The sequence below is a fragment of the Lactobacillus pasteurii DSM 23907 = CRBIP 24.76 genome (assembly GCF_000297025.1).
Classification (GTDB): domain Bacteria; phylum Bacillota; class Bacilli; order Lactobacillales; family Lactobacillaceae; genus Lactobacillus; species Lactobacillus pasteurii.
This window is the reverse complement of sequence record NZ_CAKD01000021.1, coordinates 98,985-121,228: the sequence shown is the minus strand read 5'-3', so window position 1 is coordinate 121,228 and position 22,244 is coordinate 98,985. Positions and strand designations below refer to the sequence as shown.

The 22,244-nt window shown below is 37.4% G+C and carries 23 protein-coding genes; 19 read left to right on the top strand and 4 right to left on the bottom strand.

Annotated features, from left to right (window positions below):
* The first annotated feature begins 186 nt into the window (after positions 1–186).
* The 13 genes from ileS to BN53_RS05590 all read left to right on the top strand — a co-directional run bounded on the left by ileS (position 187) and on the right by BN53_RS05590 (position 12,551).
* The gene (ileS, locus tag BN53_RS05650) at positions 187–2,964 is read left to right on the top strand and encodes an isoleucine--tRNA ligase (RefSeq protein ID WP_009559969.1); all 2,778 of its coding nucleotides are present in this window, start codon (positions 187–189) and stop codon (positions 2,962–2,964) included.
* Positions 2,964–3,170, top strand: a complete 207-nt coding sequence (locus BN53_RS05645; RefSeq protein ID WP_009559968.1) for a cold-shock protein — start codon at positions 2,964–2,966, stop codon at positions 3,168–3,170. Before ileS ends, BN53_RS05645 begins: the two co-directional genes overlap by 1 nt.
* A gap of 14 nt (positions 3,171–3,184) precedes the next feature.
* On the top strand, positions 3,185–3,751 hold the full coding sequence (locus tag BN53_RS05640; protein ID WP_009559967.1) for an NUDIX hydrolase: 567 nt from the start codon (positions 3,185–3,187) through the stop codon (positions 3,749–3,751).
* Between the two features lie 2 nt (positions 3,752–3,753).
* Positions 3,754–4,047 (top strand): hypothetical protein, encoded by a 294-nt coding sequence (locus tag BN53_RS05635; protein ID WP_009559966.1) that lies wholly within the window; start codon positions 3,754–3,756, stop codon positions 4,045–4,047.
* A gap of 15 nt (positions 4,048–4,062) precedes the next feature.
* A complete protein-coding gene (locus tag BN53_RS05630; protein WP_009559965.1) occupies positions 4,063–4,758 on the top strand; it encodes a 5'-methylthioadenosine/adenosylhomocysteine nucleosidase in 696 nt (231 codons plus the stop codon).
* A 1-nt stretch (position 4,759) separates the two neighbouring features.
* On the top strand, positions 4,760–5,908 hold the full coding sequence (locus tag BN53_RS05625; RefSeq protein WP_009559964.1) for a cysteine desulfurase family protein: 1,149 nt from the start codon (positions 4,760–4,762) through the stop codon (positions 5,906–5,908).
* Between the two features lie 47 nt (positions 5,909–5,955).
* On the top strand, positions 5,956–6,297 hold the full coding sequence (locus BN53_RS05620; RefSeq protein ID WP_009559963.1) for a DUF1831 domain-containing protein: 342 nt from the start codon (positions 5,956–5,958) through the stop codon (positions 6,295–6,297).
* A 4-nt stretch (positions 6,298–6,301) separates the two neighbouring features.
* Positions 6,302–7,429, top strand: coding sequence for a tRNA 2-thiouridine(34) synthase MnmA (gene mnmA, locus BN53_RS05615; RefSeq protein ID WP_009559962.1), 1,128 nt, complete (start codon positions 6,302–6,304; stop codon positions 7,427–7,429).
* Positions 7,430–7,580: 151 nt separating this feature from the next.
* Entirely contained in the window at positions 7,581–8,405 is an 825-nt protein-coding gene (locus BN53_RS05610) for a Cof-type HAD-IIB family hydrolase (RefSeq protein ID WP_009559961.1), read from the top strand.
* A 6-nt stretch (positions 8,406–8,411) separates the two neighbouring features.
* The gene (locus tag BN53_RS05605) at positions 8,412–9,071 is read left to right on the top strand and encodes a histidine phosphatase family protein (protein ID WP_009559960.1); all 660 of its coding nucleotides are present in this window, start codon (positions 8,412–8,414) and stop codon (positions 9,069–9,071) included.
* Positions 9,072–9,698, top strand: coding sequence for a tetratricopeptide repeat protein (locus BN53_RS05600; RefSeq protein WP_009559959.1), 627 nt, complete (start codon positions 9,072–9,074; stop codon positions 9,696–9,698).
* Positions 9,695–12,055 (top strand): SF1B family DNA helicase RecD2, encoded by a 2,361-nt coding sequence (gene recD2, locus BN53_RS05595; RefSeq protein WP_009559958.1) that lies wholly within the window; start codon positions 9,695–9,697, stop codon positions 12,053–12,055. Before BN53_RS05600 ends, recD2 begins: the two co-directional genes overlap by 4 nt.
* Before the next feature lie 103 nt (positions 12,056–12,158).
* Positions 12,159–12,551, top strand: a complete 393-nt coding sequence (locus BN53_RS05590; protein WP_236695123.1) for a DUF1828 domain-containing protein — start codon at positions 12,159–12,161, stop codon at positions 12,549–12,551.
* A gap of 60 nt (positions 12,552–12,611) precedes the next feature.
* Here BN53_RS05590 and BN53_RS05585 read toward each other — a convergent pair whose 3' ends face one another.
* The 4 genes from BN53_RS05585 to def form a co-directional block, all read right to left on the bottom strand.
* Positions 12,612–13,574, bottom strand: coding sequence for a diacylglycerol/lipid kinase family protein (locus BN53_RS05585; protein ID WP_009559956.1), 963 nt, complete (start codon positions 13,572–13,574; stop codon positions 12,612–12,614).
* A 55-nt stretch (positions 13,575–13,629) separates the two neighbouring features.
* Positions 13,630–15,309 (bottom strand): ribonuclease J1, encoded by a 1,680-nt coding sequence (rnjA, locus tag BN53_RS05580; RefSeq protein ID WP_009559955.1) that lies wholly within the window; start codon positions 15,307–15,309, stop codon positions 13,630–13,632.
* 5 nt (positions 15,310–15,314) lie between these two features.
* Positions 15,315–15,536: a DNA-dependent RNA polymerase subunit epsilon gene (locus BN53_RS05575; RefSeq protein WP_009559954.1), complete on the bottom strand. Its 222-nt coding sequence runs from the start codon at positions 15,534–15,536 to the stop codon at positions 15,315–15,317.
* 223 nt (positions 15,537–15,759) lie between these two features.
* Positions 15,760–16,314: a peptide deformylase gene (gene def / locus BN53_RS05570; protein ID WP_009559953.1), complete on the bottom strand. Its 555-nt coding sequence runs from the start codon at positions 16,312–16,314 to the stop codon at positions 15,760–15,762.
* 256 nt (positions 16,315–16,570) lie between these two features.
* Between def and typA the strand changes: the two genes are divergently transcribed.
* From typA to BN53_RS05540, 6 genes are all read left to right on the top strand, one after another.
* Positions 16,571–18,415, top strand: a complete 1,845-nt coding sequence (gene typA, locus BN53_RS05565; protein ID WP_009559952.1) for a translational GTPase TypA — start codon at positions 16,571–16,573, stop codon at positions 18,413–18,415.
* Between the two features lie 167 nt (positions 18,416–18,582).
* Complete coding sequence (locus tag BN53_RS05560) at positions 18,583–19,767, top strand: FtsW/RodA/SpoVE family cell cycle protein (RefSeq protein WP_009559951.1); 1,185 nt, start codon at positions 18,583–18,585, stop codon at positions 19,765–19,767.
* Entirely contained in the window at positions 19,767–20,108 is a 342-nt protein-coding gene (locus tag BN53_RS05555) for a YlbG family protein (protein ID WP_009559950.1), read from the top strand. The genes BN53_RS05560 and BN53_RS05555 overlap by 1 nt, the downstream gene beginning before the upstream one ends.
* The gene (gene rsmD / locus BN53_RS05550; RefSeq protein ID WP_009559949.1) at positions 20,105–20,659 is read left to right on the top strand and encodes a 16S rRNA (guanine(966)-N(2))-methyltransferase RsmD; all 555 of its coding nucleotides are present in this window, start codon (positions 20,105–20,107) and stop codon (positions 20,657–20,659) included. The genes BN53_RS05555 and rsmD overlap by 4 nt, the downstream gene beginning before the upstream one ends.
* A complete protein-coding gene (gene coaD, locus BN53_RS05545) occupies positions 20,656–21,144 on the top strand; it encodes a pantetheine-phosphate adenylyltransferase (RefSeq protein ID WP_009559948.1) in 489 nt (162 codons plus the stop codon). Before rsmD ends, coaD begins: the two co-directional genes overlap by 4 nt.
* Complete coding sequence (locus BN53_RS05540; RefSeq protein WP_009559947.1) at positions 21,134–22,168, top strand: SepM family pheromone-processing serine protease; 1,035 nt, start codon at positions 21,134–21,136, stop codon at positions 22,166–22,168. The genes coaD and BN53_RS05540 overlap by 11 nt, the downstream gene beginning before the upstream one ends.
* The last annotated feature ends 76 nt before the right edge of the window (positions 22,169–22,244 follow it).

Genomic DNA, 22,244 nt, shown 5'->3' with positions numbered 1-22,244 from the left:
ATCAGCGAGCTGATGACGGTGAAAGATCAGCATTAGAGCCTGAATAAGTTGATCAGCTGCCAATTGGCCTATTCGATTTTTTGCACGTTACGCAAAGCCAAGTGGAGCAGTAGCTCAATTTAGGTGGTACCACGGTTAACCTCGTCCTAATTAGGACGGGGTTTTGTTTTTTTAGAGAGGATTTTTATGAAAATTAAAGAGACTTTGAATTTGGGTAAAACTAAATTCAAGATGCGCGGCAATTTGCCCGTACGCGAAGCAGAATGGCAAAAAGACTGGTTAGACAATGATATTTACCAAAGAAGACTTAAGCTAAATCAAGGTCACGAAAGATTTGATTTACATGATGGCCCTCCATTTGCTAACGGCAATATTCACATGGGTCACTCTTTGAACAAGGTATCAAAAGATATTATTGTACGTTACAAGGGTATGCGTGGCTTTTATGCACCGTATGTACCAGGTTGGGATACTCACGGTCTTCCAATTGAACAACAACTTGCTAAACAAGGCGTTGATCGCAAGACAATGGATCGGGCAAAATATCGTGAACTTTGTCATCAATATGCTGAAGAACAAATCGCTAAGCAAAAAGCAGATTTCATGCGCTTAGGTGTTATGGCAGATTGGGATCATCCATATATTACTCTTCAACCAGAATTTGAAGCAGAAGAAATTCGCGTTTTTGGTGAAATGTACAAGAAGGGCTATATCTACAAGGGTAAGAAGCCTGTTTACTGGTCATGGTCAAGTGAATCAACTTTAGCCGAAGCCGAAGTTGAATATAAGGACGTTGAAGCTAACACTATCTACGTTGCTTTCCAAGTAAAAGATGGTAAAGGCATTCTTGATGATGATACTTACTTCATCATTTGGACTACTACTCCTTGGACTATTCCAGCTAACGAAGCTATCTGTGTTAACCCTAAATTCGTTTATGACGTGGTTAAAGTTGGTGATAAGAAATATGTTGTCGCAGACGGCTTATTAACCACTGTAGCTGAACAAATTGGTTGGGAAAATTATGAAGTAGTTAAGAGCCTAAAGGGTGCAGAATTAGAATACATGACTGCTAAGCACCCATTATTCGATCGCGAAAGCTTATTGATCGAAGGATTGCACGTAACTTTAGATGGTGGTACAGGTTTAGTTCATACTGCACCAGGTTTTGGTGAAGACGACTACAATGTTGGTAAAAAGTATGATCTTCCTATCTTCAGTCCAGTTGATAACCAAGGTAAGTTTACTGATGAAATTCCTGAATTGGCTGGAATGTTCTACCAAGATGTTGATGAATTGATGGTTAAGAAGCTTGAAGAAGCTAAGGCTTTGCTTAAACTTAAGAAGATCGTCCACTCATACCCACACGACTGGAGAACTAAGAAGCCAGTAATTTTCCGTGCAACCACACAATGGTTTGCTTCGATTTCATCGTTTAGACAAGAAATTTTGGATGAAATTGAAAAGACAAACTTTGTTCCATCATGGGGTAAGACTCGTCTTTACAACATGATTAAGGACCGTGGAGACTGGGTAATTTCTCGTCAAAGAGCTTGGGGTGTTCCATTGCCGATCTTCTACGCAGAAGACGGGACTCCAATTATCAATGCAGAAACCATTGAACACATTGCCAAGATCTTTGAAAAAGAAGGATCAAACGCTTGGTATACTCATACTGCTAAGGAATTGTTGCCAGAAGGCTTTACATCTGAACATTCACCAAATGGCGAATTTAAGAAGGAAACTGATATCCTCGATGTATGGTTTGACTCAGGTTCTTCTTGGGCTGCTGTTATGAGAAAGCGCGATGGTTTGCAATACCCAGCAAGTTTATACCTTGAAGGTTCAGACCAATACCGTGGTTGGTTCAACTCAAGTTTAATTACTTCAGTTGCCAACACTGGAAAAGCACCTTACAAGCAAATCTTGTCTCAAGGATTTGTTTTGGATGACAAGGGACATAAGATGTCTAAGTCTTTGGGTAATGTAATTTCACCTACCGACGTAATTAAGAAGATGGGTGCAGAAATTATTCGTTTATGGGTTGCTCAAGCAGACACTACTTCTGATGTTGCAGTTTCATATGATATTTTGAACCAAGCAGCTGAAAGCTACCGTAAGATCAGAAATACTTTCAGATATATGTTGGCAAACACTTCAGACTTTGAACCAGCAACTAATAGAGTTGCATATGAGGATTTAAGATCTGTTGACCAATACATGGAAGTTAAATTGAATGATTTAGTTGCTGACTGTTTAGCAGCATATGACAAGTTTGACTTTAATACTGTATTCAAAAAGGTTTTCAACTTTATCTCCAATGATCTTTCTGCCTTCTACTTAGACTTTGCCAAGGATGTTTTGTACATTGAAGCAGCTGATAGCAAGGCTAGACGTTCAATGCAAACTGTCATTTATGACGCAGCTGTTAAGTTAGACAAGATTTTGACTCCAATTTTGCCACACACTATGGAAGAAATCTGGGCTTACTTGAAAGAAGATGAAGATTTCGTTCAATTAGCTAACATGCCTGAAGTGGAAACTTATACAAATCATGATGAATTGCTTGAAAACTGGCAAAAGTTCATGGCTATTCGTGATGACATCTTGAAGGCTTTAGAAGCAGCTAGAAATGACAAGTTGATCGGCAAATCATTTGAAGCAGATGTAACTATCTATCCAGATGATGAAAGTAGAAAAGTTCTTGATAATTTGGATGCTGACTTTAGAGAAATTTTGATTGTTTCTAAATTAACAATTATTCAAGAAGATGCTCCAGCAGAAGCAACTAAGTATGAACATCTTGCAGTTGAAGTTAAGCATGCAGATGGCGAAGAATGCCCACGTTGCCGAATGATCAGAAATGATATTGGTGCAGATGAAGCATTACCAACTATTTGTGGTCGCTGTGCTAAGATTGTTAGAGATAACTTCCCAGCAGCGCTTGAAGAAGGATTAGAATAATGCGATTTGGTACCGTAAAACAATTTGAGCCTAGAAGTCCATATGGATTTATCGATGATGATATGAATCATAAATCTTATTTCGTTTTTTATACAGCAATCAAAGAAGAAGGATATAAGCGCTTAGAAGTAGGTCAAAGGGTTAAATATGAATTAGCACAGGGTAAAAATGGCCTTCAATGTGTTAATGTTTACCTAGCTGACTAGAAAAAGGTGAAAGAATGAATTTAGAAGAAGTTGAAATTTCATCCAAACATATTTTTTCTGGTAGAATCGTAGATCTATCAGTCAGAACAGTTAAATTGCCTAATGGAGAAACTTCTACTAGAGAAATTGTTCAGCATCGTCCAGCTGCTGGTGTGATTGCGATTAACGATCAGCAACAAATGCTACTTGTCAAGCAATGGCGCGAACCAATCAAGCAAATCACTTTAGAAATTCCTGCTGGTTTAATTGACGAAACTGATGCAAGTCCTTTGGACGCAATCAAGCGTGAATTGAATGAAGAAGGCGGATATAAGGCAGATTATTGGGAAGAAGTATCTCAATTTTACTCATCCGTCGGCTTTAGCGATGAAAAGATGTATCTTTATTACTGTGATACTTTGACCAAATTAACGGAAAAAAGATCCTTGGATGAAGACGAATTTTTAACCGCTGAATGGTATAGTTTAGATGATTTGAAGAAGCTTTTATCAGAAGGCAAGATTATCGACGCTAAAACTGTGTTCGCAATAACTTTTTGGGAAAATATGTTATTGACTGGAACTAAGAACATGAGTGAGTAATTATGGTTGAAAAAAGATCAGAGTATCAGAAAAAAATCCGATCAGAAAAAAGAAAGAGTATGCTTTCTAATTTAACTTCAGCATTTAGCGATAAGGATCAAATAGATGATCAAGCAACTGAAGTTGAAGAAAAACATCGTCCACTTGCTGGAGATGGCGAAGCGGATAATTTTACTGATGAGAAGTTACAAACTGAAGTCGATAAGTCTTTAATTCTGAAAAAGCGGCTCAATAGCGCTATCTTAATAGTAGTGATTCTTATAGCACTAGTTTTGTTAGCTTTATTTAAGTTATAAAGAAAGAGGATATCAATGAAAATTGCGATTATTGTCCCAATGGATGTTGAGGCAGAATATTATAAGAACAATTTTCACTCAGATAAGAAGGAAATGTTCGGATCAACTGTATTCGAACATTTTTCTATTAATAACAATGATGTTTATTTGGGTTTGAGTGGAATTGGCAAAGTTCAAGCAGCTATGAATCTAGCTAGTTTGTTAACAGCGGTCAAGATCGATTGCATCTTTATGACTGGATCAGCTGGGTCGATGGATAAGGATGTTCACAAAGAAGACGTTATTTTAGTGGACGAATTTGCTTATCACGACGCACATAATGCCAATGCTGGTGATTATGTTGAAGGACAAATACCTGGACAACCAGCAAGATTCAAATTGGAATCTGCTCAAAGAAATGATTTCATCAAGTATTTGAATGAAAATTCAATCGATTATCGTCGTGGCTTGGTGGTAACAGGAGATTCATTTATTTCATCTGAGGAAACCAAAAAGCAAATTAAAGCTAACTTCCCAGATGCATTAGGCGTTGAAATGGAAGGAGCAGCTTTTGCTCAAGTGGCTTATCAATTCAATGTTCCGTTGATTGCAATGAGAGCTATTTCAGATAATGCAGATGATGATTCTGGCGAAGTCTTTGATGTTTTCGTAAAACGGGTAGGAGCTAAGGCTGCAAAATTAATTAGTAACTATTTAGAAAAGATGAATTAAATTGACAGAAATTTATTTAGATAATGCTGCAACAACTCCAATGTCTCCAGATGTTATTAAGGTAATAACTAAGGAGATGCAAGAAGATTTTGGCAACGCATCTAGTACTTATGAACTTGGTAGAAGGGCTAGAAGAGCTATTGATCTTGCGCGTCACCAAATTGCAGAAGCAATAAACGCCCATGATGGAGAAATTATTTTTACCTCAGGTGGTTCAGAAAGCAATAATACTGCAATTTTTGGTGTAGCACGTTCACGCAAAGAGATAGGCAAACATATCATAACGACGAAAATTGAACATCCGTCAGTTTTGAATCCAATGCGTGAATTGGAAAGACAGGGTTATGAGGTAACTTATCTTGATGTAGATCAAACAGGACACATTAGCCTAGATGAACTTAAGTCTGCCTTAAGACCAGATACTATTTTAGTTTCGGTTATGTCGGTAAATAATGAAGTCGGTGCAATTAATCCACTTGAAGAAATTGGTAAACTGGTAAAGGATTCAAACGCATATTTCCACGTCGATAATGTTCAAGGGATGGGCAATATCGAAATCGATGTCAGAAAAATGAATATTGATTTCTTATCAGTATCGGCACATAAGATCAATGGGCCAAAGTTTTTAGGTTTCTTATATGAAAATAGCAATGTTTCAATTCCGAGTTTAATTATGGGTGGCGAACAAGAAGTTAAAAGACGCGCAGGAACCGAAAACGTTCCAGGAATTGCTGGTTTTGGACAGGCTGTTAAGGAAATCAGTCAGATTGATCGTGCAGCACTTCAAGCTAAGTATCGTCATTTCCAAGAGATTATTCTAAAAGAACTTGATGAGGCTGGAGTTAAGTATGAAATCAATGGTGGGGTTGGCGAAAATATGTCCCATCACGTTCTAAATTTGCATATTATCGGGATCTCCACGATGGTATTGCAGACAAACTTGGATTTAGCTGGTTATGCAGTTTCTGGTGGCTCAGCATGTACTGCGGGTTCAGTTGAACCTTCTCATGTCCTAATAGCTTGTTTTGGTCAAGATTCACCAAGAATAGATGAATCAATCAGAATATCTTTTGGACGGTATAATAATGATGATGAAGTAGCTAAATTTGCTAAGGCCTTAGCAAAATTGGCTAAAAGAAAGCAGAAATAGTTGCTTTTAAAAAGGAAGTAACTTATTATTAATAAGTGAGGTAAAATATGGCAAACAAAGTTGTAATTAACGGTGATAACCGTCAGTTTACTTTAAGTCCAGATATTAAACTCTATGCATTGATTGACGTTGGTTTTGTCAAGACTGTAAAGGGTAACTACAACTACGAGCACCCTCTATATAATGACTCCCCATATAACGCACCAACTAAGTTGAAGATGACGATTAATAAGGACTTATCGCATTTAACCATGGTTATTACCGACAAGAATGGTTTGCAGAAGGTAAATATTTTTAAAAACAAGGATCTAGCACAAACTGTTGAACTTTTGAATTTCATTCTTAAGGATCTAGTTGAAAAGAAGATTCTTGTAGAGGTAAAGGATTGATTTAATGGTCGATAATAGCAAGATTAGAGTAGTTGTAGGGATGAGTGGTGGAGTAGATTCATCAGTTGCAGCTCTACTTCTAAAAAATCAAGGCTACGATGTCGTTGGCGTATTTATGAAGAATTGGGATGATACTGACGATTCCGGTGTATGTACTGCTACTGAAGACTTCGAAGACGTTAAGAAGGTTGCAGACAAGATAGGTATTCCATATTACTCAATTAACTTTGAAAAAGAATACTGGCATCGAGTGTTCGAATACTTCTTGGATGAATACAAGAAGGGCAGAACTCCAAATCCTGATATCATGTGCAACAGTGAAATAAAGTTCAAATCCTTCTTGGAATTTGCCATGGATTTGGATGCTGATTATATTGCCATGGGCCACTATGCCAAGACTGTTACTGACGAAAATGGAGTTACGCACATGATGCGTCCAAAGGATGGCAATAAGGACCAAACTTACTTCTTAAGCCAATTGAGTCAGGATCAAATCAAAAAGGTTATTTTCCCATTAGCTGATTTAACTAAGCCACAAGTTCGTGAAATTGCACTAGCAAATGGCTTGGCAACAGCTAAGAAAAAGGATTCAACTGGAATTTGCTTCATTGGTGAAAGAAATTTTAGAAAGTTTTTGACAGAATTTTTGCCAGCTAAGTCTGGAAAGATGGTCAAGCCAAATGGCGAAGTTGTTGGTGAACATGCAGGATTGATGTACTACACTATCGGTCAGCGTCAAGGTTTGGGTCTTGGATCAACTAAGGAATCAACCGATCCTTGGTTTGTAGTTGGCAAGGACTTGAAGAAGAATGAATTAATCGTTGAACAAGGATATGATAGTCCTTTGCTTTACGCAGATCGTTTGACTGCTAGTGACATGTCTTTCTTTACTGGACAGCCTGATCATGATTTTGAGATGCACTGCACAGCTAAGTTTAGATATCGTCAATGTGATTTGGGCGTTACAGTTCACTACCATGCAGATACAAATACAGTAGATGTCTACTTTGATGAACCTGCACGTGCAATCACTCCAGGACAAGCTCTCGTTCTTTATGATGGTGATGAATGTATCGGTGGCGGCAATATTGATGCTGCTTACCAAGAAGCAAGACAATTACAATTAGTTTAATGAAAAATCTGGTTTTGTAATAACAATAGAGATCTTTATGATATCATTGCATTACATTACCAGATTTTTTGCTTTTTATTGAACTAGCTACTGGTTTTGGGGTAAAAATGTTAAACTAATGATAGTTTGTTAGAAAGTCAGGTGACGACAGATGTATAAATTAATTGCTTGTGACTTAGATGAAACTCTATTAAGTGACGATACCCATGTATGCCAGCGAAATCGTGATGCAATCATGAAACTGCAGCAATTGGGTGTCAAGTTTGTACTAGCAACAGGAAGAGGATACATCTCTGTTCAAAATACTTTAAAAGAGTTAAATCTGGCGCAACAAGAAAATGAATACGTAATTTCTTTTAACGGTGCATGTATTAGCGAAAATAAGAATAATCACGTACTAAATTTTAATGGTCTTGAACATCAGCAAGCTCAAAAGCTATATCAATACGGTCAAAACTATGATGTATGCATGCATGTCTATACCAAAGATATGGTTTACGTCTACAATATGGACGAGGATGAGCGTAACTATATGAGCGGCCGCCATGCTTATAAGGAAATAGATACAGACAATTTGGATTTTTTGAAAACAGAAGATATTGCCAAAGTTTTATATCAAAATACCGACCAGGAATATCTACATATGCTTGCTGAATCTATGGGTGAGCTTGGTGATCAATTCGATATTTCTTATTCTTCAAATCGCTATTTAGAATTTAACAAAAAGGGCGTTAACAAAGGTGAAGGCTTAATTTGGCTAGCACAGCAATTGAAAATAAAACCTGAAGAAACTATTGCAATGGGGGATAATATTAACGATCTCTCAATGATTACTCGCGCAGGTTTAGGTGTAGGGATGCAAAACAGCAATCCAGCCATTAAACCATATTGTGATTATATTACTGAGGCTGACAATAATAATGGCGGTGTTGCAGAAGCCATTGAAAAGTTTGTGTTAGCAGATAGAAGGGGATAATAGTAAGTGCAAATTTATTTTGTAAGACATGGCAAAACGGAGTGGAATTTAGAGAGCAGGTTTCAAGGTGGACATGGTGATTCTCCTTTGTTAAAGGAAAGCCATGAAGATATCAAGAAATTAGGCAAGTATTTGAAGACGACCAAGTTTAAGGCAATTTATTCTAGTCCTCTTCAGCGAGCTTTTAACACTGCACAAGAATTGAGTTGGACAATGAATGCAGGACTGTCAGTTATTATTGATGAGCGCTTGCGCGAGTTCAATTTGGGCGATTTAGAAGGGATGAAATTTGCTGTCGCAAATAAAAAATATCCTGAATTGATGGATAATTTTTGGAATAGGCCTGATAAGTATGACCCAAGCATTATCAATGGCGAAAGCTATCCAGAAGTTATAAATCGAGGCAAAGATTTTGCAAAAATGTTAGCCAGCAAATATCCTGACAAAGATGATAAGGTTTTAGCTGTCAGTCATGGTGCAGCCTTGGCAGCAATTATGGGTGGGCTTTTAGGCTATGATTTAGAAAATCTACGAAAAAATGGCGGGTTAAGCAATACTAGCTTAACCATTCTCGAAACCAATGATGGCGGAAAAACATTTAAGATAGATGTTTGGAACAAGACAGATTATCTAGGAAGAGAATTATCAAAGACGGATTCACTATAAATGACTAAAGAAAACAAAGAAGAAAATAAACAGATACTTGATCTAATTAAGAAAATCGATCAAGATCCCAAGAAGGTTGATAATTATTTATCACTATCAACTAAGTTAATTGAACAAGGAAGTTTTGATCAGGCAAAAGAGCTATTAGAAAAAGCACGTGGCTTAGTAAAACATCCCCAAGACTTAGATTATAATTTGGCCGTTTGTTATTATTTGCAAGGCAACTTTGAGCAAGCTTTAGCTCTATTAGAAAAAATTCCTAACGATGATTTATCAATGTATCAAAAAGCATTAGTTTATCTAAAACTAGGCCAAAACCAAAAGGCTTTAGCTTATGCTTTATCAATCAAAAAGATTGATAATCAAGTTAAAGAATTGATTGGAGACGTTTGGCTAAGCTTAGGTGAATTATCATCTGCTAAGGAAGCTTTTTTGAGTATAGAAGAAGGCAAAAGATCAGCTAAGGTTAACTTCTTAATTGGCGTTGCTCTGCTTGAATCAGATAAAGGCCAAGCTGATCGTTATTTTGAATTAGCTAAAGAAAAGGATCCTAGTTATTACGCCAAGGCATTGGATCAATATACGAGTCTAATGAAATTGATTAGCAATAAGGAAAATAAGGAATGACGAAATTTATCGGGCGAGTTAATGGAATCGTCTTTGAAAATAATCAAGACATGTTCAAAATTTTGGACGTTGAAATAGAAAAAGAGCTCGAAAATTATTCTAGGCAAGAAATAAAAGTCACTGGAACTTTTGCGGACATTAAAATTGCAGGGAGATATGAATTTTCAGGCAATTTGGTGATGCATGACAAATTCGGCTTGCAATTTAAGTCTGAAAGCTATCAGGAACTTTTGCCAAATAAGCAAGGAAGCTTGGCAAAATATTTAAGTTCAGATAAGTTCCCTAGCATTGGTAGGAAAACAGCAGAGAAAATCATTGATGAAGTGGGACTCGATGCTTTAACCGTATTGAAAGAGAATCCTGCTAAAATTGCGGAATTGAGCTTAACTCAAAAGCAAAAAGATAGCTTGCTAGCTGGTCTTAATACCATTGATTCTTTTTCAGAAATTATCCTAAAACTAGAACAAATGGGCATTCGTAAAAAAGTTGCTACGAAGCTGTATCAAATCTATCAAGGCGATGTTTTAAATAAGCTGCAAGAAGATCCCTATGCGCCAATTTCCGATGTAAGTGGATATGGCTTTAAATCTGCTGATGCGATTGCCGGAACCTTTAACATCAGTTCAGATGATCCTAGAAGACTAGCAGGTGCTGTCTCACAAATTTTGGTTGATCGCTTAACTAGTGAAGGAGATACTTGCGTTGAATTGCCCAATTTATTGCTAGAAGCAAGTAAATTGCTGGGAATTAATGAATATGATCCAATCGCTAAGGCAATTAATCAGTTGCAAGTAGACGGCAAGGTGATTGTAGATAACAATCAAGCCGTTTTAGCTAATATATATTCAACTGAATATGAGATTTCTCGCATCCTGAAAAACATAATTGAAGATAAATCTTTTGAAAAAACAGATTACAAGGATAAGGATATCGAAAAGGCAATTGATTGGGCTGAAAAGCAATTAAAAATCAGTTATGACGATACACAAAAAAGTGCCATTGCGAATGCGGTCAAACACCGAATTTCGATTCTAACAGGTGGACCTGGTACGGGTAAAACGACCATTATCAATGGGATTATCTTGGTATTGCGAAAATTAGCTGAAATACCAGCTTCTGCTTTGTATAGTGAAGATCCACCTTTCATTTTGGCTGCTCCAACTGGAAGAGCTGCAAAAAGAATGGGAGAGATCACAGGTATTAGTGCTAAGACTATTCATCGAATGCTAGGAATTGGAATTGGCGAAAGTGATCTAGCCGATTTAAATGAAATTAATGGCGAATTGCTAATTATCGATGAGATGTCGATGGTGGATATGTTTTTGTTTAAGCAATTGGTTGCCTCCATTCGCCAGACCAAACACATTGTTTTTGTGGGCGATAAGGACCAGTTGCCATCAGTTGGAGCAGGAAACATTTTTGCGGATTTGATTAAATCGACTGCATTTCCAACAACAATTTTGACCAAGATTCATCGTCAAGGGGATGAATCAACTATCATCACCTTGGCCCATCAGGTTAATGATGGCGATAGCAAGGCTGATATTTTTGAAAAAACTAAAAACTACTCTTTTATTCCTTGTCAACCTAACCAGGTAAGCGATGCAATTAGCCAAATTATTCGCTTGGCCTTGAAGAAAGGCTTTGATCCAGATGATATTCAGGTCTTGGCTGCAATGTATCATGGAAATGGCGGCATTACCAATTTGAACAATGTTGTTCAAGAAATTATCAACCCAGATCATCCTAAGCAAAAGGCAATTGTAGTTCACGATGAGAAGTTTAAGATTGGAGATCGTATTCTTCAATTGCAAAACAATCCAGAAAAGAATATTTATAATGGCCAAGTTGGAAAAATCATTGGGATAGATCCTGACTCTTCCAAGGAATATTTGACAGCTAATTTCGATGATCGCGAAATAAACTTTAACAAAAATGACTTAACTGATGTAACTAGGGCATATGCGATGACCATTCATAAGTCTCAAGGGTCAGAATTTCCTTTGGTGATTTTGAATTTAACGATGCAAAATTATGTCATGCTTAAGCGAAATTTGCTTTATACGGCAATTACAAGAGCAGAAAAAAGCCTCATCTTGGTTGGTGAACCTAGAGCGTATCTTACTGCAATTAGTACTCCAGGAAATGATCGAAAAACCGGGTTAGCTTCAAAAATTCGCCAAGCATTGAAGCTTGAAGAAGATATCCCTGATAGTAAGCAAGAAAGCACTTCAGTAGATTTAGTTGAGGATGCTAATGAGACAAGGGCAGAAGAAGATTTTATTTTGACAAAAGAAAAAATTTATTCTGGTAGAATTGATCCAATGATTGGAATGGAAGGCATTCATTTACAATAATTTCTAAATTGAGTATTTTCCGTATGAATTATTTGGTAAAATTATTTTGTTAGGGTCAAATTTTAATGTCCAGGCCTCCCATTTTCTTGGGAGGTATTTTGAAATGGAGAAAAATTTTATGAGTCTGGAAATAGATAAGGTTACTTCAGAAATAGGCAAGTGGGCCCAAAGAAATACAGGAATTGTCCAATTTAAGGATGGTGGCTATGCAATTGCTACTTTTGAAATAGATTCTTTTGGGGATACGATTTACGTATTCGTTGAAAAGACCGAATGGGGTTATCGAGTAGGTGATGATGGAAGATTGCTGTTTAAGCTCGACCCTGGTGAAAGCAATCTCGACATGTATGAAACGGCAGCTGAAATAGCACTGGGTGCAGGGTATGACTTTGATGAAGAAACTTGTGAGATATTTGTTGAAGTTGAAGAAGAGGACTTAGCTCAAGCAATTATGCGACTAGCACAGATTCAGGTTGCAATTTCTTATTTAGGATAAAAATAGATGCAAAAAGAGGTTAATAAATCCAATTTTGATATGGATTATTAACCTCTTTTTTTAGTATTTGATCAAGTTAAAATGATCGATTTTAAATTCAACCTTAAAGATAAGTTTTTCTGCACTGTCTTCGCCATCAACCTGACAATATTCTGGCTTACTGGTTTGGACAGTTATCTCGTCAGCTTTAACAAAATGAAAATGTGGATCTTCAATTTGCGAACCATCACTCAAGATTTTGGTGAAAAGATGGATAAACTTTGAAAGATTTGGTTTTTGAACCACTACGGTAGAAAGCTTATTATCATGAACATTTGCGGAAGGCAGAATAGGAACTCCACCACCGAAATAAGGATGATTAGTTGTTGTTACCATATAGGCATTATCGTAGTCATATCTTTTCCCATCAGCTTTAATTGTAACTTTGAAGGTGTCTTGTTTGTGAAGAGCACCCAAGACATTTAGCCGATAAATCAGGCTTCCTACGTTAATTTTATTTAAAGCGTTCTTGAGGCGTTGCCGGTTGCTGGCGTGTACTACAAAGGCATCAAAACCTATTCCAAAGTTGTTTACAAAATAGGATCGCTTGCTCAGCAGGCTATTGCGATCATAGCCGGTATATGAACCACAATCCATCGAAACAACTTCGGGATCATCTAGTAGGGCGTCGAGGATCTGATGTAAATTGTCAGATATTTTTGCCCCGCGAGCAAAATCATTACCAGATCCAGCCGGTATATACACGATTGGCGTTTCAGGATAATTAGAGAGCTTGATGCCATTTAAAACGTCATTAAGTGAACCATCCCCACCAATTACGACCAAGAAATCATCTTTATCATGTGCATGATCGGCATATTCTTTAGCTATGCTAATAAAAGCACCAGGATAGGGACTAACTTCTGTCGAGTAGTTTACACCTTCTTTTTCAAGCAAATGCTCGAATTTGCTCCAAGTTTTTATTGATTGACCATGACCAGCAATAGGGTTCAATAAAATATATAGATTGATTTTCTTGCTCATACAACAATAAATAAGTCCAGGATTGCTCCTAGACTTTATCCTTTATTTATTCAAATTACTTCTTTTCGATAATCATTGGCAGAATCATCGGCCGACGTTCAGTCTTTGAATACAAGAAGTCGGAAAGATTGTCAACGATTGCTTTTCTAATGTCGCTATCCTTAGATTTGTCAGGTTTAGCCATTTCATTTCTAAGAACGTGATATACATGCTTTTGAGCTTGACTGATTAATTCAGTTGATTCACGCATGTAAACAAATCCACGACTTAAAATATCAGGACCGGCTAAAACGCGTTTATGCTTATAGTCAACAGTTGCTACTGCAACAACTAAACCTTCTTCAGAAAGAACTTGACGATCATGAACAACCACGTTTCCAACATCAGCAGTACCGGAAGTATCAACATAAACATCTCCGGCAGGGATGTGGCCAGCAATTCTTGCAGAATCAGGTCCAAAGCAGATAACTTCACCGTTGCTTAAAACAAAAGTGTTTTCTGCAGGGACACCGGCTTCTTGAGCTAGTTCTGTATGAATTACTTGCATACGGTATTCGCCGTGAACGGGGATCATGTACTTTGGCTTAGCCAATCTAACCATCATCTTCAATTCTTCTTGTCCACCATGTCCAGAGGTGTGAACGTTGTTTACACGACCGTGAATAACATTGGCGCCACCTTCCATCAACTTGTTGATCAGGTGATTTACGCTAAGCGTGTTACCAGGAATAGGGTTAGAAGAGAAGATAACTGTATCATTTGGTTGTAAGCTGATTTGACGGTGAGTACCATTAGCAATTCTAGATAAAGCTGCAAGTGGTTCACCTTGAGAACCAGTACATAGAATCATAGCTTTTTCAGGCGGTAAACGATTGATTTCATCTGAATCGACAATCAATCCCTTTGGTAGATTTAGATAACCTAAATCTATTCCGTTTTGTACGCCGTTTTCCATACTACGACCAAAAATTGCGACCTTGCGCCCAGTATCGATCGCAGCTTCAATAGCTGTAGATACACGATAGAGGTTAGATGCAAAAGTGGCAAAAATAATACGGCCATCGATTCCAGTTATGATATCATGCAATGACTTAGCAACAAATCGCTCAGACTTTGTGAACTGCGATACTTCTGCATTAGTTGAATCCGATAAAAGGGCCAAAACACCTTCATCCCCCAACTTAGCCATTCTTTGGAAATCTGGAGCAGGTTGATTCATTACAGGCGTTAAGTCAAACTTGAAGTCTCCTGTAAAAATTACCGCACCTAATGGGGTGTGAACAGCGATTCCTAGAGTATCAGGAATTGAGTGGGTAGTTCTGAAGAAGCTAACGCTTAATTTGTTAAATTTTAGAACAGTATCTTCATGTTCTTCGTGGATTTCAGTAGTACTCAAAATTCCATGTTCATCTAGCTTGCCTCTGATTAAGGCTAATGCAAATGGAGTGGCATAAACTGGAATTTCTGGAATCTTTTCAAGTAAGAAAGGAATACCACCAATATGGTCTTCGTGTCCGTGACTGACAACTAAAGCCTTGATTTTTTTACGGTTTTTAACCAAGTATGAGTAGTCAGAGATAACGTAATTGATACCTAGGAGGTTATCCTCAGGGAACTTGATCCCACAATCCATAATGACAATTTCGTCTTGATATTGAACACAATACATGTTCTTGCCAATTTCGTGTAAACCCCCAATTGCGAAAATGGCAACTTCATTATTTTTGATTCGCACGCGAATTACTTCTCATCGAACGACGTTAATTTAAAATCAGCGTGTTCTTGTTCGTACTTAAGTGAGTTTCCAGTAAGTTCTTGGATGAGTTCGATGTTGTAGGGGGTGTTATCCTCAACCAATGTACGTGCTTGGACTTGGTTGTCTGCTTCCATGTAAAGAGTTTGAGTAGTTTCTCTACGTGGGTTAACAATCTTGTCTTTTTGATACAAAACTTTGTAGATCATAATTTATAATCTCCTTATTAATTTGAAAATTGTTCGAAATAGGACACAAAAATGCCCAATAGCTAATAAAAGTCTATCATATTTGAACTTTCAAGTATAGAATCAAGCTTAATCTTATTTTATTAATCTGAAATAATATCGCTTTCATATAAAAAGACCAGTAAATTATAACTCGTTAAGATAATCTACTGGTCTTTTAAATGTTAAATGTCAATGACGATTATTAAGAAATAACGATAGTGTCGTCAGCCAAGGCAAAAGGATTTTGCTTATTGATACGGTCGTAGAAAAGGTGACCATTAAGGTGATCAATTTCGTGACTAGCAACAATAGCAGGGTAATCCTTCAAGCGGATAGTCTTTTCTTCGCCATCAACTGTGAAGTAGTGGATAGTTAACTTATCAGGTCTTGGTACATAACCATCGATAACTTTGTCAACGCTCAAGCAACCTTCGCCTTCGCTTAAGCATACTTGGCGAACGGATTCAGAAATAATTTCTGGGTTAACAAAAGTTTCTTTGAAAATGATATTGCCTTGATCGTCAGGCACTAAAAGAGAAGCCATTTGAACGCTTTCGCCAACTTGTGGTGCGGCTAAACCTACACCAGCACGTAATTGATGTTTTTCAGCGATTTTTGGATCTTGAGAGTTGATCAAGTATTCCATCATATCATTAGCTAATTGTTGGTAATGCTCGCTCAATGGAAAAGTTAGTTTCTTACCAACATGTCTTAAAACAGGATTTCCATCACGAGTAATATCTTTCATTAAAATCAATGTAATTACCTCTTTATAAATTTTCTATATTATATTTGTACCATAAAAAGCCGGTTGGTTGCTAGGTTAGTGCAAAAAATTTTACGCATAAAAGTCTTGAACATTTAGCGCAAAATCGTTGACCCATTAATAACTAGGTGGTACAATCAAACAACGAAACCATACAGAATATGAAGTACTTCGATATAGCGTTTTACGCTACCGAGACTGTGACAGGGTCACAGTTTTTTTATTGAAGGATGGGGAGGAAATACTTTTGTCAGAAAAAAGAAGAGACGATCTTAGGAATATCGCGATTATTGCCCACGTTGACCACGGTAAGACTACTTTGGTTAACCAATTGCTTAAGCAATCAGATACTTTACCTGAGCACTTAAATCTAGAAGATCGTGCAATGGACTCAAATGATATTGAACGTGAACGTGGTATTACTATCTTGTCAAAGAACACTGCTGTGAAGTACCATGATACAACTATTAACATTTTGGATACCCCAGGACACGCGGACTTTGGTGGTGAAGTAGAACGTATCATGCACATGGTAGACGGTTGTTTGCTTTTGGTTGATGCCTACGAAGGTACTATGCCACAAACTCGTTTTGTTCTTAAGAAGGCGCTTGAAGCAGGTGTTAAGCCAATCGTTGTTATTAACAAGATTGACCGTCCAGGTGCCCGCCCAGATGAAGTTTTGGACGAAGTTCTTGAACTTTTCATTGAATTGGGAGCAAATGATGAACAACTTGACTTCCCAGTAGTTTACGCTTCTGCTTTGAACGGTACTTCATCATATGATTCTGATCCAGCTGCCCAAAAGGAAACTATGGATCCAATTTTCGATACTATTATCAAGAGCATCCCAGCCCCAGTTGATAATGAAGATGAACCACTTCAATTCCAAATCACTATGCTTGACTGGGACGACTACGTAGGTCGTATTGGTGTAGGTAGAGTTTACCGCGGTCATGTTAAGGTTGGCGACAACATTACTGTTATGAAGCGCGACGGCTCAACTCAAAACTTCCGTGTTACTAAGCTCTTTGGATACTTCGGTTTGAAGAGAAACGAAATCAAGGAAGCTAAGGCCGGCGATATCATTGCAATTAGTGGTATTAACGACATTTTCGTTGGTGAAACTATTGCATCTGCTGAACAACCAGAAGCATTGCCATTCCTTAAGATTGACCCACCAACTCTTCAAATGGACTTTGTTGCCAACGACTCACCATTTGCTGGTCGTGAAGGTGACCAAGTAACTCCTAAGAAGTTGGAAGATCGTTTGATTCGTCAAACTCGTACTGACGTTTCATTGAAGGTTGAACCAACCGATCAATTGAATGCTTGGACTGTATCTGGTCGTGGTGAATTGCACCTTTCAATCTTAGTTGAAGAATTGCGTCGTGAAGGTTTTGAACTTCAATTATCACGTCCTAAGGTTATTTACCGTGAAATTGATGGTCAAATGTGTGAACCTTACGAAGCTGTTCAAGTTGACGTTCCAGATGAATACGTTGGTTCAGTTATCGATTCCCTTTCACAAAGAAAAGGTGAAATGCAAAATATGGAATCAAACGGTAACGGCCAAACTCGTTTGACTTTCTTAGTTCCTTCACGTGGTTTGATTGGTTACAACAACGAATTCATGTCACAAACTGGTGGTTACGGAATCTTGAACCATACATTCGATCAATACAAGCCAGTAGTTAAGAACTGGGAACCAGGACGTAGAAATGGTGCTTTGGTTTCAATTAACCAAGGTCAATCTACAACTTACTCACTTCAATCAGTTGAACAACGTGGTATGTTGTTCATCGGTGCTGGTGTTGAAGTTTACGAAGGTATGATCGTTGGTCAATCAAGCCGTGAAAGAGATATTGCGGTTAACGTAACTAAGGGTAAGAACTTGACTAACACGCGTGCGGCTGGTAAGGACCACGCAGCAGCAATCAAGACCCCTAAGAAGCTTACTCTTGAAGAAGCAATTGAATTCTTGAACGATGATGAATACTGTGAAGTAACTCCTGAATCAGTTCGTTTGAGAAAGAAGATCTTGAACACTTCTGAAAGACAAAAGGCTGACAAGAAGAGAAATCGTGTAAACTAACAAATCAGTTAAAAAAGAATTACCGCATTAGCGATAATTCTTTTTTGTTTTTGAGCAAAAATTTTTGACAGAATTAGTTAACTGAAGACGAAGTTAGGGTTTCCCGTATAAGTAAAAAAGGCTTATAATTAAAGATAATCTTTTTTTGTAAGGAGCCGAATTTATCCGTGTGGAAAAAACTACATTATCTTGACTGGAAAATATTTGTGCCATATGTTATTTTGACTATTTTAGGAATCGTCATGGTCTATTCCTCAAGCTCCTATATTCTGTTGATTAATGGATTTAATCCTACTACTTATGGAGTAAGGCAGGCCTTTTTTGTTGCGTTCTCATTTTTGTTTATAGGTATTCCGTGCTTTGCAGTAAAATTGAGCATATTTAAGAACAAAAAGGTAGTTAAATGGCTTTTACTGGTAAGTATTGCTATGCTAGGGTTTTTGCTTGTCTTGAAATTTACCAAGGGATCAGCAGCAGCTGTCAATGGGGCAGTTGGTTGGATTAATCTTGGCCCTATTAACTTGCAACCATTGGAAATTGCCAAATTGAGCTTAGTTTTCTATTTAGCATTTGTTCTTGATAAACGAGATGGAAAATTGGTCAAGGGACGGTTTTTAGAAAATCTAATTCACCCAATGATCATCACTGGCTTTTTGATGGTGTTGGTTTTGATGGAACCAGACTTTGGTGGTATGTCGATTTTATTCATGATTGCTTTTGTAATGATGATGGTTTCAGGAATACCAACAAAATTAGCTCTAAGAAGTCTATTAGGGTTATTGCTATTTGTTGTAGTAGTTTTTTCACTTATTGTTATTTGGAATCCTAAATTTATCCAAGACAGCTACCAGTTCCAACGGTTATTGGCCTTTTTGCACCCCTTCAAATTGGAAAAAGGATCCGGAGCACAGCTAGTAAACTCATACTATGCCATTCATAATGGAGGCCTATTTGGTACAGGGTTAGGAAACAGTATGCAGAAGAAGGGCTATTTGCCTGAACCATATACTGACTTTATCTTATCAATTACTGCGGAAGAATTAGGGGTAATTGTTACGATCATTATCCTATTCTTGCTGTTTTGGATGATGTGGTGGATTATGGATGTTGGTGTTAAAGCTAAGTCACAATACAATGCTTTGCTTTGCTACGGAATTACAACAATCATTTTCACCCAAACCTTCTTCAACGTAGGTGCTTTATTGGGTTTACTTCCAATTACTGGGGTTACTTTGCCATTTATCTCTTATGGTGGTTCATCAATCATGGTTTTAACGGCTTGTGTTGGAATCGTGCTTAATGTTTCAGCAACCGAAAAAAGACTACAACAAAAACAAGAAGGGGTAGAATAATGAACATCAATACTGATTTAACAGTAGCAGGTATGACTGGTAGACAGGGATTGATTGTCTACTTAACGAATGTTAGCGAGCAATTTAAATTGAGGTATTACGGCGATATAGTATATTTCTCTAAGAAATTTCGGTATTGCATAATGTATATCGATGGAGATGACCAAGCGACTATTGATGAAATTAGAGCTTTGCCATTTGTTGAAAGAATTGAATTATCGGTCACAGATCAACTAGATTTGACAAGCGAGCATATTGAACAACAAGTTTCTGATTTGGCTTTGTCAGCAGAGCAAGAATTAGAAAAAAGACAAAACGGAAGTGAGGATAAACTTCAGTGAGAATAATTTCTGGAAAGTACGCCAAGCGAAATCTATTTACTTTAAAAAGCAACAAAACGCGACCAACTAGCGATAAAGTAAAGGAATCTCTTTTTAACTCCTTAGGGCAATTTTTTGATGGAGGAGCGGTGTTAGATTTATACGCTGGAAGTGGTGCTTTGGGGATTGAAGCCGTATCAAGAGGCTTTGACCGGGCAGTTTTGGTTGATATCAATTTTGAAGCTGTCGAAATTATCCGTAAAAATGTTGCTTTGACCAAAGAAGAGGATAGATTTGAAATTTACAAAAAGCCTAGTTCAGCAGCTTTGCCGTTCTTAGCTAAAAATAATGCAAAGTTTGATTTAGTTTTTTTGGACCCACCATATGCTAAGCAGCAAATTGCTAAAGACATGAAAAAAATGGATAAGCTTGAATTGTTAAATCCTGAGGCAATTGTTGTGGCTGAAACAGATAATGAAACTAGTTTGCCAGATGTTGAAGGTTTTGATTTATTTAAAGAACATCATTTAGGCAAGACGATTGTACGATTTTATCAGAAGGTAGAAAAATGACAGTTGCAATTTTCCCCGGCAGCTTTGACCCGGTTACTAATGGACATTTGGATATCATAGCTAAAGCTTCTAAACTATTTGATCATTTATATGTTGTTGTAATGACCAATACCAATAAAAAAGGCTTGTTAACAGCTAAAGAACGGGTAGATTTACTCAAAAGTTCAACAAGTAATTGGTCTAATGTAACAATAATAGCTCGTCCAGCTGCATTGACAGTTGAAGTTGCTAAAGAAGTTAATGCGCAAGTAATAGTTCGCGGCTTGCGCAATACGAGTGATTTTGTCTATGAGCAGCAAATTGCCATTATGAATGAAAAGTTGGATGCAGAGGTAGCGACGATATTTTTGACAACTAAAGCCGAAAATATGGCAATAGCTTCCAGCATGGTTAAAGAAATTGCCTATTTCAATGGGGATATTTCTAAGTTTGTGCCAGCTGAAGTTGCAAAGGTGTTAAACGAAAAGTTAAATCATGAAAAATAAACGCGGTAAAAAGAAACTAAAAAAATGGCTGCTTGGGATTGCACTTGCATCATTACTTGTTATTGTGGCGCTATGGCCAACAGATTATTATCTAGAAAGTCCAGGTGAGGCTTTCCTAGTTGGCCAATTTGTAAAAAGCAAGACCAAGAGTCCCAATAATCTGTATATGGTAACGGTCAGCATTAGCAATGAGCCCGTCCCAGTAATTGCATACTTGTGGAGTTTTACGCAAAAATATGATGAGCGCGTTTCTAGTAAAGAATTACTAAGCGGGCAAAGCAATAGCCAATATAATGAATTGCAGAATTGGTACATGGAGACCTCACAGCAGACGGCGATTTATTATGCGGCCAAAAAAGCAGGTATTAAACCGAAATTGAACTATCATGGTGTATACGTTATGGGAGTACAGAAAAATTCCAGCTTTAAAAATAAGCTCCAAATTGGAGATACACTGATAGCTGCTAACGGCCATAAATTTAAGTCTACTGCTGATATGATGTCGTATTTGCAAAGCCAAAAGGTTGGTAGCAAGGTAGAGATCGAGATTTTGCGCAATAAAGAAACGAAACGTTATACTGGAAAAATCGTTAAGGTTAAGGGGACAGGGAAAGCTGGAATTGGAATACAGCTGGTAGAACATACAACTGTTCAAACAAGACCTAAGATTGAAATTGATGCTGGCAACATAGGTGGGCCATCGGCAGGATTGATGTTTACGCTGGAATGCTACCAAGTCTTCACCAAACAAAATCTAACTAAAAATCATGTTGTTGCTGGAACAGGAACAATTGATGTAAATGGCAAAGTTGGAATGATTGGCGGAGTTGACAAGAAAGTCGTTGCTGCTGATCGTGCAGGAGCAGAAGTTTTCTTTGCTCCAACTGATTCAACAGGCATCAAGAAGTCACAAACTAACTATGCCGTTGCAAAGAAAACAGCTAAAGAGATTCATAGCAAAATGAAAATTGTGCCAGTGAGCACATTTGAAGATGCATTGAATTACCTAAAAAAGCAATATTAAATAAAAAATTTTAAAAAATTTGAAGTCCAAAAAAATTTTTGGGCTTTTTTTGCGTATTTAATATTAGGAGGGTAAT